The organism is Streptomyces sp. NPDC007856, from assembly GCF_042868225.1.
Taxonomy (GTDB): domain Bacteria; phylum Actinomycetota; class Actinomycetes; order Streptomycetales; family Streptomycetaceae; genus Streptomyces.
Genome location: NZ_JBIAEC010000009.1, coordinates 25,597 through 41,498 on the forward strand (window position 1 = coordinate 25,597; position 15,902 = coordinate 41,498).

13 protein-coding genes are annotated in these 15,902 nt (G+C 70.8%); 4 read left to right on the forward strand and 9 right to left on the reverse strand.

The genetic code is table 11. The annotated features are described in order from the left end of the window. Positions 1-12 precede the first annotated feature (12 nt). The 6 genes from ACFYOH_RS21760 to ACFYOH_RS21785 form a co-directional block, all read right to left on the reverse strand. Positions 13-999 carry a serine/threonine protein kinase gene (locus tag ACFYOH_RS21760; protein ID WP_388627776.1) on the reverse strand — a complete coding sequence of 329 codons (987 nt, stop codon included), beginning with the start codon at positions 997-999 and terminating at the stop codon, positions 13-15. Positions 1,000-1,111: 112 nt separating this feature from the next. Beyond that, positions 1,112-1,411 (reverse strand): WXG100 family type VII secretion target, encoded by a 300-nt coding sequence (locus tag ACFYOH_RS21765; RefSeq protein ID WP_388627778.1) that lies wholly within the window; start codon positions 1,409-1,411, stop codon positions 1,112-1,114. 78 nt (positions 1,412-1,489) lie between these two features. Beyond that, the gene (locus ACFYOH_RS21770; RefSeq protein WP_388627779.1) at positions 1,490-1,840 is read right to left on the reverse strand and encodes a WXG100 family type VII secretion target; all 351 of its coding nucleotides are present in this window, start codon (positions 1,838-1,840) and stop codon (positions 1,490-1,492) included. Positions 1,841-1,909: 69 nt separating this feature from the next. Beyond that, positions 1,910-3,133: a S8 family serine peptidase gene (locus ACFYOH_RS21775; protein ID WP_388627781.1), complete on the reverse strand. Its 1,224-nt coding sequence runs from the start codon at positions 3,131-3,133 to the stop codon at positions 1,910-1,912. A 90-nt stretch (positions 3,134-3,223) separates the two neighbouring features. Then, positions 3,224-5,029, reverse strand: a complete 1,806-nt coding sequence (locus ACFYOH_RS21780) for a hypothetical protein (RefSeq protein ID WP_388627783.1) — start codon at positions 5,027-5,029, stop codon at positions 3,224-3,226. 2 nt (positions 5,030-5,031) lie between these two features. Beyond that, a complete protein-coding gene (locus ACFYOH_RS21785) occupies positions 5,032-5,445 on the reverse strand; it encodes a hypothetical protein (protein ID WP_388627786.1) in 414 nt (137 codons plus the stop codon). A 394-nt stretch (positions 5,446-5,839) separates the two neighbouring features. Here ACFYOH_RS21785 and ACFYOH_RS21790 point away from each other — a divergent pair, with 394 nt between their 5' ends. Next, entirely contained in the window at positions 5,840-6,352 is a 513-nt protein-coding gene (locus ACFYOH_RS21790; RefSeq protein WP_388627789.1) for a hypothetical protein, read from the forward strand. A 76-nt stretch (positions 6,353-6,428) separates the two neighbouring features. Here ACFYOH_RS21790 and mycP read toward each other — a convergent pair whose 3' ends face one another. Then, a complete protein-coding gene (gene mycP / locus ACFYOH_RS21795; RefSeq protein ID WP_388627792.1) occupies positions 6,429-7,709 on the reverse strand; it encodes a type VII secretion-associated serine protease mycosin in 1,281 nt (426 codons plus the stop codon). A gap of 25 nt (positions 7,710-7,734) precedes the next feature. Further along, positions 7,735-9,255: a type VII secretion protein EccB gene (eccB, locus tag ACFYOH_RS21800; protein WP_388627795.1), complete on the reverse strand. Its 1,521-nt coding sequence runs from the start codon at positions 9,253-9,255 to the stop codon at positions 7,735-7,737. A gap of 207 nt (positions 9,256-9,462) precedes the next feature. Here eccB and eccE point away from each other — a divergent pair, with 207 nt between their 5' ends. The 3 genes from eccE (at position 9,463) to ACFYOH_RS21815 (ending at position 14,848) form a co-directional block, all read left to right on the forward strand. Then, a complete protein-coding gene (gene eccE, locus ACFYOH_RS21805; RefSeq protein ID WP_388627797.1) occupies positions 9,463-10,824 on the forward strand; it encodes a type VII secretion protein EccE in 1,362 nt (453 codons plus the stop codon). Then, positions 10,824-11,588, forward strand: coding sequence for a hypothetical protein (locus ACFYOH_RS21810; protein ID WP_388627800.1), 765 nt, complete (start codon positions 10,824-10,826; stop codon positions 11,586-11,588). The genes eccE and ACFYOH_RS21810 overlap by 1 nt, the downstream gene beginning before the upstream one ends. Positions 11,589-11,869: 281 nt before the next feature. Next, positions 11,870-14,848: an SCO5717 family growth-regulating ATPase gene (locus ACFYOH_RS21815; protein WP_388627802.1), complete on the forward strand. Its 2,979-nt coding sequence runs from the start codon at positions 11,870-11,872 to the stop codon at positions 14,846-14,848. A 73-nt stretch (positions 14,849-14,921) separates the two neighbouring features. On the opposite strand, the gene ACFYOH_RS21820 is transcribed toward ACFYOH_RS21815, so the two are convergent. Further along, a complete protein-coding gene (locus ACFYOH_RS21820; protein WP_388627804.1) occupies positions 14,922-15,869 on the reverse strand; it encodes a bifunctional riboflavin kinase/FAD synthetase in 948 nt (315 codons plus the stop codon). Between the last annotated feature and the right edge of the window lie 33 nt (positions 15,870-15,902).

Here is a 15,902-nt window from a genome sequence, read left to right on the forward strand (position 1 = left end):
GGGTTCTTGTCGTCAGTGGCTGGGGTGGGTGACGGGGGCCGGGTACGGCGCTGCGCCGGGCGTCCCGGACACGTGCGCCGGTGCCGGCGTGGGCAGCTGCGCCTCGGCGGCCAGGACGGACGCCGACTGGTGGACGACGGCGGCGATGAGCCGGGCGGGCAGCCAGCCGGGGCCGAGGAGGGCGTCCGCACGCGTGGGCGGAGCGAAACCGGCCGGAGTGTCCGGTGGGGCACCTCCCGCCAACTCGCCGATGACCTCGGAGAGTTGCGGGCGATGGGCCGGGTCGCGGGTCAGACACCGCGAGACCAGCGAGCGCAAAGCGGGCGGAAGTTCCTCCCGTTCCGGCATCGTGTACCCGGTGGCGGCGTAGGCCAGTGTCGCACCGAGGGCGTACACGTCGCCCGGCGGGCGCGGCTGCCCGCCAGCGGCCTGCTCGGGCGGCAGGGAGCCGGGGTCGAGCCCGGGCACCTCCTGTCTCGCGGCACCGTCCGGCGCGGCGGCCCGTACCGCCCCGAAGCAGGTGAGCCGGGGTCCGTCCGCGGCGATCAGCACAGCGGCCGGGCAGAGCCCAGCGTGGGTCAGGTTCTGCCCGTGGATGACGGCAAGGTTCTCGGCCAGCGCTACACCGAGCGCCCGTACCGTCCGCGCGGGCAGCGGGCCGCCGTGGACGGCGAGGGCGACGGGCAGCGGAAGCGCGGGCAGATACGGACGCGCATGCCACGCCGGCTCGCCCGGGGCGGCGAGTTCGGCGGCCGGGAGGACCCAGGGCCCCAGGAGATAGCGGGAAACATCGGCTTCGGTCATGAAGCGCTGCGGGTCGACCGTAGCCAAAGGGCTGCTGAGCAGTACGGTGCGGTTACCGTCGGCGCTGCGGGCGATGAAGCGGTGCTCGGGTACGGGCGTGTGCGCGGAAAGGCCGGAGTCGAGCCGCGTGACAACCGTGTACGGGCCGATCTGCCGAGTGCTTCGGGTACTCGGTCCGGTGGCTGACGCGCGCATGCTCACTCTTCGTTCCTCTGATTCAACCGCTCGGCCTTTGTCCCTCGGCACAACAGCAGGGTGGGCGCCTCCCGCGCGCGCCCACCCTGGAGTTGCTTCTGCGAGCCGTGTCCTACTGGAAGTAGGAGGCCGCCTTCTTGTCGCCTTCCATGTACGTACCGCCGGACTGACGGACGACGTGACCGATGCCCTGCAGGGCCTGGTGGATGTCATTCGCCGCCTTGTCCCAGTGCTGCAGCTTCTCGTGGAAGGTGCCCTGGGCCTGGCCCTCCCAGTACTGCAGGCTGTTCACCACCAGGCCGCGCAGGTCCTGCAGATCCTGCTCGAGCTGGCTCGCCTGGTTACCGATGCTGGTAGCCGCGGTGTCGAGCCCGTCGTAAGTGACGGAGAGCCCCTCAGCGTTGTTGGCCATGCCTGTTTACCTCGTCTCGCTGGTGTGTAGCTGGTGAGTGCGCCGGTCGCCCGGCAGATGTGCTGTGGTTCGCTCGACTCAGTAGGAGCTCAGGGAGGACGTCGGAACGGTGGAAGCGCCGTCCTGAAGGCTGATCTTGTTGACGGCCGCGCGCACCTCGTCTTCCTTGCTGTCCTTGATGTTGCGCGTCGTGGTCATGGCCTCGATGACGTCGCCCAGGATGTTGCCGATGTTGCGCAGCGACAGGTTGATCTCGTACTGCTTCTTGTCGAACGCGGCACGGCCAATGCCCTGCCACTGGCCCTCGAGGCTGTCGATGACGCCCTGAAGCGCGTGCACGCGCTTCTGGATGTTCTCGTACTTCTCGAGCATCTGCTTCTCGAGACGGATTACTGCATCATCGTGGAGCTTCTGCGTTCCGCCGGCCATGATCGGCCCTGCCTTTCGTGTGTCCGATGTTGATCTGATGGGCTGCTACGGCAGTTGATGCCGAGGAACTCACCTGGCTCGCCGTGCCCGCGCGATGGCCAGGGCGCCACCGCCGACCACGACGATCGCGCCGACGGCGCCGAGTGCGATCCAAGTGGTGTTTCCCCCGCCACTCGACGACTCCGCGCTCGATCCTGCCGCCGAGGTTGCGCCGGTGGAACCCTTTTCCTGGGCTTGTGACGAGGCTGACTCAGAAGGAGAAGAAGAGCTTTTAGGGGCCACAGGCGCCACACTTGCCCACTCGTGTCCGTCCTGTTTCTGGAGCGGATCGACATCGGCAGGGCCGGGGTTGTAGTTCTTGTCCGCCAGGACCAGGCGGGGACGGATGACTCCGTAGCCGAGGTACTTGCTCGGCTTGTCCTTCGGCCAGGTGCGTCCAGCGGTGTCGAGGAGGGCCCGCTCGACCTGGTACAGGGTCCAGTCGGGGTGCGCGGACCAGATCAGGGCGGCGGCGGCTGAGGTGAGGGCGGTGGCGGGGCTCGTACCTTTGTAGTTGTCGCAATACGAGCGGAAGGTGCCGTCACACCAGCCGGGGTATCCTTCACCAGGGGCTGCCAGGTCGGCATAGCCTCCACTCGAGGAAAAGTCCGACACAGTGAGGGACTTACCGACGGACGCGACACCGAGGACGTATGGGTACGCTGCGGGATAGTCGACTTGGCCGTTCTTCCCGGCGTTACCCACTGACGCGATCAGCAACTTGCCCTTTGAGAGCGCGTATTTGACAGCATCCTCATCCTCGTTGGTGACCAGCCCACCGAGCGAGATACTGATGATCTTTACGTCGGTATCGGCAGCGGCCCTCAGTGCCGTATCGACATCCGGAGTCCGGGCCCTTTCCTTCGCCCCTTTGAGGGCGTCGAGCTTGATGCGGTACGGAACGATCTTCGCGCCTGGTGCCAGCCCCTTCAGCCCACCGCCCGCCCCGGTACCTGCGATCAGCTCGGCCATGGTCGTGCCGTGGCCCAAGTAGTCGTCAGTCGCGTGGTAAGCCATCGCTTTGGGAACCTCATCGGTCAGGACCTGGCCCCTGAGTGACGACGTGTTCGCGTTCACCCCGGAGTCGATGACCGCGATCTTGACGCCCTTTCCCGTGCTCACCTTCCACATTTGTTCGGCTTGCATGGGGCCCAAGTACCACTGCTTCGACTGTTCGTCGGAGGCAGCGGCACCTGGAGCCAAACCGACGGTCACGACGGTCAGGGCGCCAACAACCGCACCCAACGCACGCACTCGTCTTCCGCAGCGCGCCCTGCGGACCTCGGCCCGGTCGGCTCGTCGGCTGGTCCCTGACTTCATGGCGTTGACTGTCCTCGCTTGCGTTCAGTTGGTGACCGGCGGTACATCGCGCCGGCGCGTGTTCGGCAGGTGCGTCTCTTCGTCCTCGACCAGGTAGTCGGGGCGCGGGATCCCGTTCCGCTCGTCGCGGGACTTGCCCGTCTGGCCGGTGCCGCGCGTGAGGCCGACACCACCACGGGTCATGCCGTTGCGTGCAGCTCCTGCCTCGGAGCTTCGCGCGGCCGGCCTGCCCGTGACGGCCTCGGCCGACCCGGCGCCGGCACGGGAACCAGTGGCACCCGAGCCCCCCTGCGCCGAGGACTCGGACGCGCCGAAGACACCACGCTGGCCCAGTCGGCCGGTCGTGGACCGCGAGTTGGCCTCTTCCGCGCCGCCGATGACCGTGCCGCGGGGGATCTTCGACCCGTTCTTCGCCGATGGATTCGTGGTTGAGGGCCGCCCTCCGACCACTCCGTTGGTCCGGCCGGCGCCTGTGGTCGGGCCGCCGGCCGTACGCGATGCCGACGTTTCGGCAGGTCGTGGTGTACCGCCCGTGACTCCCCGACCCATGGGGGAGGATGCCCTCGGCCCGGTACCAGCGCCCTTGGCGACGGATTGGCCCGTCGACGCCGCCCGGCCCATCTGGTCCATGGGCCCTCGCCCGGTGGCGCGGCCGGGACCCGGCTCGGACAAGCCGGACGTACCCGCGCGCCCCTGGGCAGTCGCGGGGTTACGGAATCCGCCGGCGCCACTCAAGGCGCGGCCCGAGGTCGGGTTGGGCATGGGGAGCCTGAAACCACCGCCGTCGAACACGTTGTGCTGGCTGCCACCTGTGGGCGGCGTCCCAGTGACTGGCGGAGTGTGAGTGGGCCCGGGAGTGGTGGTCGTGGGAGGGGGCAGTGTGCCGGTGGTGTCGATGTGCGTACCCACCGGGACGTCCGGGTGCCTGACTCGGTCCGTAACGTCCCCTGCGGGTGGCGGTGTGTCGGCTACATGTGCCGTTGTGTCGCTTGTGCCGGTCACAGCCACATGGCGCGCCGGCTCCACCGTCGCATGATGCCCGCCGACCGCGCTTGAGCTCGGGGCTCCGGAACCATGCGAAGCCGAGCCCTGCGAAGCGGAATCGACATAGGGACCAGGCTTCGGCACCCCGACGTTCGGGAGGCCTCCGAAGTCAGGCGCGCTCTTGTGCAGGTCCTGCAGCGATTGGTTCGACACCGCGTAATACGACGCCAACCGGTTCATCTGGTTGACCGCCTCTTGGCGGTGCTTCTCCACCGTTACGGCAGTGGCATACCCCTCTTTGTCCGCCACCTTTTCGGCCGTCGTGAATTTTTCGGGCCGCGTCGGAACCGCTCTCGTGTCCCGGGGAAGCTGCATGGCGTTGCGAACAGAGGCCAGCCCCTCGGCGGCGGTGGCGATCGAGTCACCAGCTCCGCCTGCGAACTCGGCCAGTGCGTGTGCGTGGCTGACGAGTCCGTCGCCCCATACCCGGAAGTCGTGGCCCGCCTGGCCGACCCAGGGGACCGTGTCGAACTTACCCTTGAGCGTGTCAGCTGCCGCCTTGATGGCATCGCGCGCGTCCCAGAGGGCCCGACCGGAGGACTCCAGGTCCTCCGGGTTCGTCTGCTCGACCAGGTCGAGCATCGCGTTCAGGTCATAGTTGTCGAATTCCGTGCGCTTGACCATGGCCTGCCCGTACGGGGTGGCCTTGGCAAGAGAGCGAAGGATCTCGACGGGATTGAAAAAGAGGCCGCCAGTGCTGGGCTGGTCCCCGAGGCCCCGGGCGAGGTCGGTGAAGTTGTTCTCCGCGGAGACCCGATCCATGTCCGCCTTGTGCTTGTCGGTCATGCTCAGAGCCCTCCCTTCTCCCCGCCGCCGGAGTTCTTGTCGCCCTTCGGATTGAGTCGATTGATCTCCGCCTGGATCTCGTAGAACCTGCGACGCTGCTCTTCCTCGAGGTTCTCGAAGGTGCCGTGCGCCCCCTTGACGGCGATTCCGATCGCCTCGATCTGCAGATGCAGGGTCCTGGAAAGATTCGTCAGCGCCTCGTGAACCGCGTTGAACGTCCCGTACAGGGCGTCGGCCTCATGGAAGGCTGCAGACCCGCTGCGGAGCGACGTGTGCCGGATCGTCTGGTCTCCGACTCGCGCCGGATTGCCCGCCGACTTCTCAAGATCCTGCAGAACACTGTCCACCGTGTTGACGAACTGCTGCAGCGCGTCACCGCTGACCTTGAGGTCCGGCCCTGGCCCGCCCCCGCTCATGTTCCTCCCCGTTTCCCCGTACACCATCGGCCCCGACCGAGGCGAGGCCGGTCGTCCGCCCGCCGTACGATCGCAAAGCGAGCCGCGACTCACAGCACTTGACCACTCTAGTCAACCTGCCCAACGGGTCCAACCGGCATATGTGTTGACTCGGTTACGAGACTGAATCAGGCGTCACGGTTTGCCCTGTTTGCGGGTATGCGGCGAGGTGGTGTGGGGGGGTGCCGTGCGCTCTCGAGGTCGCCGGCCGACCCTGTCCGCGATCGCCTGGGGCGGTGCGGTGCCGACCGGATCTTTGCAGAACTTCCACATGCGACTGGTCGATACCGAGCACCGGCACGCCTGAAGTCGCGCCGGTTGCACCTGCCCGAAGTCCCCTTCGTACGCTGGGCACATGGGACTCTTTGACAGACTCACAGGCACCCGGCATCCACCGGAGGGGCTTTCGCCGGTCCCGAGGGAGGAGTTGCGGGCGGCGCTGCTCGGGCTCAATCAGGCCGATGCCCCGTACGTCATCCGTTACGGCGGCGGGGAGCAGTGCGACCTGGTGGCGGAGTGGCGGTTGACCGCGCCCGCCTGGCAGGGGATCTTCGTCCGGTCCGAGATCAGTCACGCCGTGCGGATCCGGATGCGGCTGAGCCACAAGGAGCACGAGGTGCGTGCGCTCGAAGAGCAGTGGGAGGTCGAGCGGATCGGGACTCCGGCGAGGCTCCAGATGTCCAAGGAGTACTCGCGTGGGCCGAACCGGGTCGTCAGCCGCAAGTGGACCGTCGGTCGGGGGGAGAGCGGTCGGCTGGAGGCGAGGGAGACCTTCGGTTTCGACAGTTCCGAACTGCGCGACCCTCTGCGTGACACCGTCCTCAAGTCCGGCTGGACCTGGCGAGGAGTGGTCTTCGGCAAGCTGTGACGTAAGCCGGTCCGCCTTCGCGTACGCCCATGGCCGGCAGCAAAGGCGGACCGGGGACTGGAACAGGCCAGGGCGTTCAGCGCCCCGTCTGCAGCCTGCCGCGCCTGCGCCGCGCGTCCCGTACCGCCACCGCCGTACCGCTCAGGCCCGCCACCAGGACCAGGGCGCCCACGACCACGTAGGTGGCCATGCGGCTGTCGCGCTGCTCCGCTGTCTCGCCGAAGTGCAGGGGCGTGACGTCCGGGGCCTCCGCCTTGGACACGCCGCCCTCGGGTTGCGGGGACTGGACGGGGTGCTCCGGATCCACGTCCGACAGCGCCTTCACCGGGTCCACCACGCCCCAGCCCACGAGCCGGTCGTGCCCCGGGATCGAGCGTTCCGCGGTCTGTTCGATCTGGGCGACGACCTGCTGGGCCGTCCAGTTGGGGTACTTGGCCTTCAACAGCGCCGCCACGCCCGCCACATAGGGGGCCGAGAAACTCGTGCCGTTGTCCGAGCAGTGGCCGCCGCCCGGGACTGTGGAGATCATGTCGACACCGGGAGCGGCGACTCCCACGAAATAGCCCGACTGTGAGAACGGCGCCCGTTCGTTGTTGCGGTCCGACGCCGCCACCGCCAGGACGCCCTGGTACGACGCCGGGTACGTCACCTTGACGTTGCCGCCGAGGCCGTCGTTGCCGGCCGAGGCCACCACCACGACCTTCTGCCGCAGGGCGTAGTCGATGGCGTCCTTCAGCTTCGAGTCCTGCGGGTCGAGCGCGTTGGCCGTGTCCTGGGAGATGTTGATGACGCCCGCGCCGGTCTGGACCGCGTACGTCACCGCCCGGGCCAGCGTGTCCGCCGTGCCGTCGCCTTCGGCGTCGTTCTGCTTGATCGGGATGATCGTCGCGTCCGGGGCCAGACCGACGAAGCCCGTTCCCTTCATCGGGCGGGCCGCGATGATGCCCGCCACGCGCGTGCCGTGGCCGACCGTGTCCGTGGTGCCGGAGCTGTTGCCGCGGTCGATCTTCTCGCCCTTGGAGTTCGTGGGCGGCAGCAGGTTCTTGCCCTTGGCGGCGTCCACGGCCTTGGTGAGCTGCCGGTTCTTGACGTCCACCCCGGTGTCGATCACGGCCACCCGGACGCCCTTGCCGGTCGACAGCGCCCACAGCTCGTCCAGGTTGACGCGCTGCAGCGCCCACGGCCGGCCCGTGTAGGGCTTCGACGGGAACGTGCACTGGCCGTCGTCCGCCAGGGCCGGGGCGGCGGGGAGGGCGAGCACCGTGGTCGTGGCGGTGAGGGTCAGCGCGGCGGCCAGGGCCGCCGTTCTGGCCACGGTGCCCGAGGTCCTCGTCACGGGCGTCCTTGCCTTCAGCATGATTCCGTTCTCCTCCGCCCCGCCGCTAGGAGCCCTGCGGCTGCCGCGCCGCCGCCTCCGACAGGCGCGGGCCCGTCGGCAGGAACGTCGACCACTCCATGGGGACGGGGGTGGGAGACACCTTCTCGTAGCCGAGATGGGTCTGGGCGATCCTCGCCTCCTGCAGTTCCTCCTTGCGCTGCTGGGCGGAGGTGCCGATGCCCTCGTTGTTGCTGTCGCTGTCGCTGTTGGACTGCAGGGCGTAGCGCAGTCCGGTGTCGGTCACCAGGAAGACGCCGCCGACCGAGGTCTCCGTGCCCTGGAACTGGCGGTAGAGCTGGCCGGAGCCCGGGGTGACGTAGCCGCTGGAGGATCCGGTGGGCAGCTGGGCGGGGAAGTCATCGCCCGCCCAGGTCGACAGGGTGGTGCTGCCCTGGGCGCCGACCGAGCGCAGGACGTTGCAGACCGTGTTGCGGCCGCTGGTGGCGCTGGAGCTGTCGTTGACCGTCCTCGGCTTGTACGCCGGCCAGTTCTTGTCGCCCTCGAACGTGCTGCTGTCGGCGATCGCCCCCGGAGCGACCTGCTGCGCCTCACCGGCCTGGCCGACGTTGACGAGCTGTCCGCTGTTGAGCAGGAGCGTGGCGGTGAACTCGGAGATGCGGGCCACCTTGCCCTGCAGCGCGACGTAATACCGGAGCGTATGGCCGTCGTACGCCTTGATGACCTCGCCGACCTTGTCGTACTGCGCCGGCAACCCGGCACCGGCCTTCGCGCCGGGCGTGCCCTGGATGCGGGGGATCGAGACCGGGCTGCCCTTGTGCAGGGTGGCGAGCCACTCCTGGGAGACGCGCTGGGGGGCGCGGCCCTGGGTGTCGAGGGCCTTGAGCAGTTCCTTGTCGTCCGGATTCCCGATCGGGTACGCGGTGCCCTGCGCGTCGACGACGTACTGGGTCTTGCCGTCCGGGGCGACGACGTACATCAGGTCGCCGCCGGTGAGCCGGTCGGATCCCTCCGTCTTGGGCCATTCCTTCTTCGCGAGGACGAAGGCCGCCTTCTGGATGGCCCGGCCGCCGGCGCCGGGCCGTTCGCAGACCGCCCAGCGCTTGGCGGCCGAGGCCTCGTCCGCGGAGGGCAGGCGGTCGGGGGCGTAGGGGATGCCGATGGTGACGCCGTGCGGGGGCTTGCCGCTGTCCAGGACCTTCTCGTCGACAGTGATGACGCTGTCGTTCTCGGGGCTCAGCAGGAGCTTGGCGGAGGCCATGTTGAGGACCGGGTGCAGCTGCACCTGCTTGCCCGTCTTCAGGACGACGTACCGCGTCGTCGACTCGCTGGCGACGATGACGTGTTTCCCCGGGTCGTCCCAGCCCTTGGGCGCCGTCGGGCTGAACATGCCGATCCCGCCGAACACCGCGAGGACCACGGCGCCGACGACGAGACCGGGCACCAGTGCGCCCAGCGGCTTGGGGGCGCCCTCCTCCGAGCCGGAGGGCGAAGGCTGAAGGAATGCTGCGAGCGTGCGGCGCTTCGCGAAGGTGTAGGCGTTGAGTTCGTCCCGCCGTGATGCCATCTGTGTCCGCTCTCTCCCCGTTGCGGAGCCGTGGGGGACCTGTGAAGATCCGTCCCCCGCCCTCGGTTGCCTCTGGTGCCTCGACTGTCAGACCCGCCCCCTACTATGCCTGTTGCGTGGGTGTGGTTGTGGCACGGGTAGGGTGCTCACGGCTTGAAGGGACCGGAGCTCAGAGGGTTTCCGGGTGAGTTCGGGGGTTTTGGAGTGATGGCTTCCGCAACGCGGACCCGGTCGCGATCGCAATCGGGATCACGACCTGGTCGCACACGCCGGTCGGGTGCCCGTGGCGCGTCCGCCTCTCAGCCCACCACCCAGCAGGCACCGACTGTTTACCGGGGTTCCTTCGCGCCGCATCTGGAGTCCCGCTCGGGCCGTGGCGGTTCGTTCGCGCTGCAGCGGCTGGTGCTGCTGGAGATCGCGGGCGCGCTCGTGCTGTGCGGGTGGCTCGTGGGGACGGTCGCGCTGATCGCCGTCGCCCCGGTCGCCGTGCTGTTCGTGGTGCTCGCGGTCGTACGCCGCCGGGGACGCTCCCTGCCGGAATGGCTCAGCACCCTCCTGGCGCTGCGGGCCCGCAATCGGCGGGCGGCGAGCACACCGGTGCCGGCGGGCACGGACGCCGGACTCGCTCCGGCCGTGGAGTGCGACCCGACCCTGCGCACCTACAGCTACAGCCGCGGCGACGACCGCGACCAGCGGCCGATCGGCATGGTCGGCGACGGCGGCTTCCTGACCGCGGTCCTCCAGGTGGAGTCGGACGCCGACGCGCTGCGCGCGGAACGCGGCCGCAGACCGCTGCCGGTGGGTCTGGTGCGGGACGCCCTCGAAGTCGACGGGATCCGGCTGGAGTCGGCGCAGATCGTCGTGCACACCCAGCCCGCGCCCGCACTGCACCTGCCCCAGCAGTCGGTGGTCGTCAGCAACTACGCCCCGCTGCAGGCCCAGACCGGCTCCCCCGCGGTCCGCATCACCTGGATCGCGCTGAAGTTGGATCCCGAGCTGTGCCCGGAGGCGGTTGCCGCGCGCGGCGGCGGACTTCAGGGCGCCCAGAAGTGCCTGACCCGCTCGGCCGAGCATCTGTCGAGCCGGCTGACCGGTGCCGGGTTCCGGGCGAGCGTGCTCACCGAGGAGGAGCTGACGGCCGCCATCGCGACGTCCGCCTGCGCCAACCCCATGGTGACGGCGCAGGCCGGGCGCGGCGAGGCGCCGCAGCGCCGCACCGAGGAGTCGAGCCGCAGCTGGCGCTGCGACAACCGCCGGCACACCACCTACTGGGTGCGCCGCTGGCCCCAACTGGGCGGATCCGGCGGCTCGCTGGCGCAGTTGGTCGCGCAGCTGACCGAGGTGCCCGCTCTGGCGACGACCTTCAGCCTGACCCTGGCCAAGGGCGCGCAGCAGGATGTGGCTCTCACCGGCCACGTCCGCATCACCGGCCGCAGCAACCAGGAACTAACCGACGCCCGGCGCAGTCTGGAGCAGGCGGCTCGGCAGACGCGGACCGGACTCGCTCGCCTCGACCGTGAACAACTCCCCGGCGTTCTGGCCACTCTGCCGCTCGGAGGTGCCCGCTGATGGCCCTGTCGACCTCTCCCACGCCGTCGCGCACGGCCGCGCCGACGCCCGGCCTCGGCGAACGGCTGCGCACCGGCTTCGGCCTCCTCGGCCCCCGCAACCCGCGGCACGTGCTGCCCGTGGAGCAGGCCGACGCGCTGTCGTTGCCCATCGGCGACGACGGCGTGGTGGTCGGCGTCAACGCCGAGGGCCAGCCCGCCGTGCTCGGCGTGAACCGCCCCACGCCGTACGACATCGTGCTCATCGGCGGCCTGTGGACCGCGCAGGTCATGGCGCTGCGGGCGGCGGCGACGGGGGCGCGCGTTGCCGTCGAGACGGGGCGCGCGCAGGCCTGGATGCCCATGGTGCACGCGATGGGCGGCGGACAGAACGGCCTCGCGGTGTACGACGTCGGGCGGGTGCCCCCGCAGGGCGCCTCGGCCGGCACGCCCGTGCTGGTGGTGCGGGACTGCGGCATGCGGCCGCCGCGCGGACGCGTGGTGTCGGCTCCCTGGCAGTCGGTGCTGACGCTGCTGCCGTATCTGAGCCCGGTCGCGCCGCGGTTGATGCGTCAGGCGCGCCTGGTGGGCGTGCAGCGGGTGTCGCCGGACGAAGCGGTGGAGATCGGGCGGGTGATGGGGCTCCCGCGCCCCGAACTCGACACGCTGCCCACGCTTCCGGACGGGGTGACCCTCTGGTGCACCGAGCGGGACCGGCAGTACGTGGTGACCCGGGCGACCGACGCCGAGACGGGACTGCTGGGCGTGGCGCGCCGGATGGACTGACACGTCCAACTTGCCTGGTATTTCAGGAGCGCTGTTGTCACGGTTTGGTGTACGTCCGCATGCGCCGTGGCCGTCTCGGGCCCGGTGTGACGCGTCGGACGGGCAGGAAGGGGCAGCCGGGCCTGCCAGTTGCGTCGCTTTGGTGATTAGGCTGGGGTCGGGCGGTGCGCGCGCTGCGACGCAGGGGTCCGTCGACCCAAGGGGAAGCCCGGCGAATCGTACGACAGGAACGGTCGCCCCCAAGCACGGCATGAGGGTGTTCGACCACACCAGGAGGAACTGTGAACAGCGATCGGGACGGGATCCGCGGGGGCTGGGACACACCCGACGACGACCAGACCGACGCGGAGTCCGCCATCGAGATGACGGGCGAGTTCACCATCGACTACGCGCCGCCCGCCTGGTACACGCAGAACGCACAGGGTTCGTCGGGCGCGCCTGCGACGGCTCCGGTCCCCCCGCCGCCCCCTCAGGGCGCTCCGTTCACGCCGCCCCAGGGGACGTCGTACGCGCCGCCACCGCCCCCGCAGGCCCAGGGCGCTCCCTACGCCGCGCCCGTGCCGCCGGCGCCGCCGGCGCCGCCCGTCGGAACTCCTGTCCCGATGCCGCGGTTGCCGGAGGGCTACGAGGCGCAGCAGCCGCAGGCCGCGCAGCCGGCTCAGCAGGCGCAGCCGGAGCCGCCGGTGCCCGCGGTCGAGCCGGAGACGAGCAACGGGGACCTGGAGAGCGGGGCCACCATGCGGTTCTCCGCCGTGGCCCTGAAGCGCGAGATGGCCGAGATCGCCGAGCGCGCGGCCGCGCTGCGGGACGGCGCCGGCGACGAGGGCGCGGCGGAGGGTGCGGACACGGGCTCCGCCGGTGCCGAGAGCGACGCGGTCGAAGCGTCCGCGCCGGAGGGCTCGGCCGAGGACGCCGAGGGTGCCGAGGAACGGTCGGGTACGGAGCCCGCGGACGTGGTCTCCGCGGAGGCCGGGTCCGGGGAGGACGCGGCTGTCTCCGAGGCCGGCACCGCTGAGGACGAGGGCGAGGGCGAGAGCAAGGCCGAGGTCGAGGACACGACCGAGGGCGACGCGGGGGCCGGGGCCGGGGACACCGACGGTGCCCGGGACGCGTCCGCCGACGACGCCGACGCCGACTCCAAGTCCGACGACGCCGAGGCCGAGGCCGACGCCTCCGCGTCCGTGGACGCCGCCGTGCCGCAGGACGCCGCGCCCCAGCCCGGCGTACCGGAGAGCGGCGCCCAGCCGGACGGCTCGCCGCAGACCGGCGCGCCCCAGGCCGCCATACCGCCCGCTCCCGCCCAGGACGCCCATCCCGGCTGGACGCCGCCGCCCGCGCCGCAGAGCGGGGTGCCCCCGCTGCCGCCGTCCTACCAGCCCGCGGCGCCCGCTCCGGCGGCCCAGTGGCCCGCGCAGCAGCAGCCCGGCCCGATGCCCGGCCAGCAGCCGCCGTTCCAGCCGCAGGCCCCGCAGCCCGCGCCCGCCGCCTGGCACCAGCCCAACCAGGCGAACCAGCCCGGCGTGCCCGCTGCACCGCAGCCCGGTCAGCCGAACCCGGCGGGCCACGCCGCGGCGGGCGGTTACGGCTTCCCGCAGCCCCCCGCGCCCCAGCCGAACCCCAACCACCCCAACACTGCAGGCGGTTACGGCTTCCCCCACCCCGGCACCCCCATCCCCCAGCCCCAGCCCCAGCCCCAGCCCCAGCCGGGTGGTTACGGCTTCCCGCAACCGCCCGCACCCCAGCCGAACCCCAACCACCCCAACGCCGCAGGCGGTTACGGCTTCCCCCACCCCAGCGCCCCCACCCCCCAGCCCCAGCCCGGCGGTTACGGCTTCCCGCCGCCGCAGAGCCCGCAGGGTCCGGACGGCGCGCCGGCGGCCGAGGCCCCGCAGGCACCCGCCTCGCAGGCACCCGCACCGCAGGCCCCGCAGGCACCCGCACCGCAGCCCCCGCAGGCGCCGGTCGATCCGCGGTCCGGTGCCGCGTGGCCGCAGCCGGTCCAGCACGACCAGCGGCAGCCGACCAACCCCGGTGCCGCGCCGCTCGGTTACACGGCCGCCGTGGAGCTGTCCTCGGACCGGCTGCTGAACAACAAGAGGCAGAAGGCGAAGAGCGGACGGCCCGCGGCGGCGGGCGGCAGGTTCAAGCTCGGCGGCAAGAAGGAGGAGGCCGAGCGGCAGCGCAAGCTGGAGCTGATCCGCACGCCGGTCCTGTCCTGCTACCGGATCGCGGTCATCAGCCTCAAGGGCGGCGTCGGCAAGACGACCACGACCACCGCGCTGGGTTCCACCCTCGCCACCGAGCGGCAGGACAAGATCCTCGCGATCGACGCGAACCCGGACGCCGGCACGCTCGGGCGGCGCGTGCGCCGGGAGACGGGTGCGACGATCCGTGACCTCGTGCAGGCGATCCCGTACCTCAACTCCTACATGGACATCCGGCGGTTCACCTCGCAGGCGTCCTCCGGTCTGGAGATCATCGCCAACGACGTGGACCCGGCCGTCTCGACCACGTTCAACGACGAGGACTACCGGCGCGCGATCGACGTCCTCGGCCGGCAGTACCCGATCATCCTGACCGACTCGGGCACGGGTCTGCTCTACAGTGCGATGCGCGGGGTGCTGGACCTCGCGGACCAGCTGATCATCATCTCCACGCCGTCCGTGGACGGCGCGAGCAGCGCCAGTACGACGCTGGACTGGCTGGGCGCGCACGGCTACGCCGACCTGGTCTCCCGCTCGCTCACGGTGATCTCCGGTGTCCGGGAGACCGGCAAGATGATCAAGGTCGAGGACATCGTGGCGCACTTCGAGACGCGCACGCGCGCGGTCGTGGTCGTGCCCTTCGACGAGCATCTGGCCGCCGGTGCCGAGGTCGATCTCGACATGATGCGGCCGAAGACGCGCGAGGCCTACTTCAACCTCGCCGCGCTGGTGGCCGAGGACTTCGTACGGCACCAGCAGGCGCACGGCCTGTGGACCAGCGACGGCAACCCGCCGCCGGTGGCCGCCCCGCCGATGCCGGGCCAGCCGATGCCGGGCCAGCCCTATCCGCCCCAGCAGGGCCAGCCGTACCCGCAGGTACCGGGCCAGCAGCCGTACCCCCAGGCCGCCCCCGGCCAGCAGCCGTACCCGCAGGCCGCGCCGGGTCAGCAGCCGTACCCGCCGCAGCAGCCCGGCCAGCCGTACGGCTACCCGCAGCCGCCGCAGCCCGGCTACCCGCAGCAGCAGCCACCGCAGGGCCCGCCCCCGCAGCAGTAGCAGCAGTGAACGAGAGGGCGGCCGGTGCGATCAGCACCGGCCGCCCTCTCATGTCGTAGAGCCCGCCGAAGGCCTACTCCTCCGCCGCCACGATCTCCCGGCACCGCTTCACATCGGCGGCCATCTGCTCCAGCAGGGCCTCCAGCGAGTCGAACTTCGCCTGGCCGCGCACGTAGGCGAGGAAGTCGACGGCGACGTGCAGGCCGTACAGGTCGAGGCCGACGCGGTCGATGGCGTACGCCTCCACCGTGCGCTCGGTGCCGTCGAACTGCGGGTTCGTGCCGACGGAGATCGCGGCCGGCATGACCTCGCCCTGCGCGTGCAGATAGCCGGCGTACACACCGTCGGCGGGGATGGCGGTGTGCGGGAGGGTCTCGACGTTGGCCGTCGGGAAGCCCAGTTCGCGGCCTCGCTGGGCGCCGCGGACGACCACGCCCTCCACGCGGTGCGGGCGGCCCAGGATCTCCCGGGCGCCTTCGACGTCGCCCTCGGCGACCAGGCGGCGGGTCAGGGTCGAGGAGAAGGGCCGGCCGCCGCCCGCCTCACCGGTGACGTACAGGTCGACGATCTCGACCTCGAAGTCGTAGGTCTTGCCCTGCTCGGCGAGGAACTCCACGTTGCCCGCGGCCTTGTGGCCGAAGCGGAAGTTCGGGCCCTCCACGACCGCCTTCGCGTGCAGCTTGTCCACCAGGACCTTCACCACGAAATCCGCGGGCGAGAGCTTCGAGAACTCGGTGGTGAAGGGGAGGATGAGGACCGCGTCCACGCCCAGGTCCGCCATCAGCTCGGCGCGGCGGTGGTGCGGGGCGAGCAGCGGCGGGTGGCTGCCGGGGCGGACGACCTCGCTGGGGTGCGGGTCGAAGGTGACCACGACGGCCGGGACGCCCAGCTCGCGGGCGCGGTCGACGGCGTGCCTGATGATCAGCTGGTGGCCGCGGTGGACGCCGTCGTAGGAACCGATGGTGACGACGCTGCGCCCCCAGTCCTGGGGGATGTCCTCCAAGCCACGCCAGCGCTGCACTGTGACCGCTCCTCGAACCCGTGTCCATATCGA

Coding starts and splice junctions, on each gene's coding strand:
- eccB (WP_388627795.1), bottom strand. CDS start 9,255: ATGGCATCACGGCGGGACGAACTCAACGCCTACACCTTCGCGAAGCGC.
- ACFYOH_RS21810 (WP_388627800.1), top strand. CDS start 10,824: ATGGCCCTGTCGACCTCTCCCACGCCGTCGCGCACGGCCGCGCCGACG.
- ACFYOH_RS21770 (WP_388627779.1), bottom strand. CDS start 1,840: ATGGCCGGCGGAACGCAGAAGCTCCACGATGATGCAGTAATCCGTCTC.
- eccE (WP_388627797.1), top strand. CDS start 9,463: ATGGCTTCCGCAACGCGGACCCGGTCGCGATCGCAATCGGGATCACGA.
- ACFYOH_RS21760 (WP_388627776.1), bottom strand. CDS start 999: ATGCGCGCGTCAGCCACCGGACCGAGTACCCGAAGCACTCGGCAGATC.
- ACFYOH_RS21765 (WP_388627778.1), bottom strand. CDS start 1,411: ATGGCCAACAACGCTGAGGGGCTCTCCGTCACTTACGACGGGCTCGAC.
- mycP (WP_388627792.1), bottom strand. CDS start 7,709: ATGCTGAAGGCAAGGACGCCCGTGACGAGGACCTCGGGCACCGTGGCC.
- ACFYOH_RS21785 (WP_388627786.1), bottom strand. CDS start 5,445: ATGAGCGGGGGCGGGCCAGGGCCGGACCTCAAGGTCAGCGGTGACGCG.
- ACFYOH_RS21790 (WP_388627789.1), top strand. CDS start 5,840: ATGGGACTCTTTGACAGACTCACAGGCACCCGGCATCCACCGGAGGGG.
- ACFYOH_RS21780 (WP_388627783.1), bottom strand. CDS start 5,029: ATGACCGACAAGCACAAGGCGGACATGGATCGGGTCTCCGCGGAGAAC.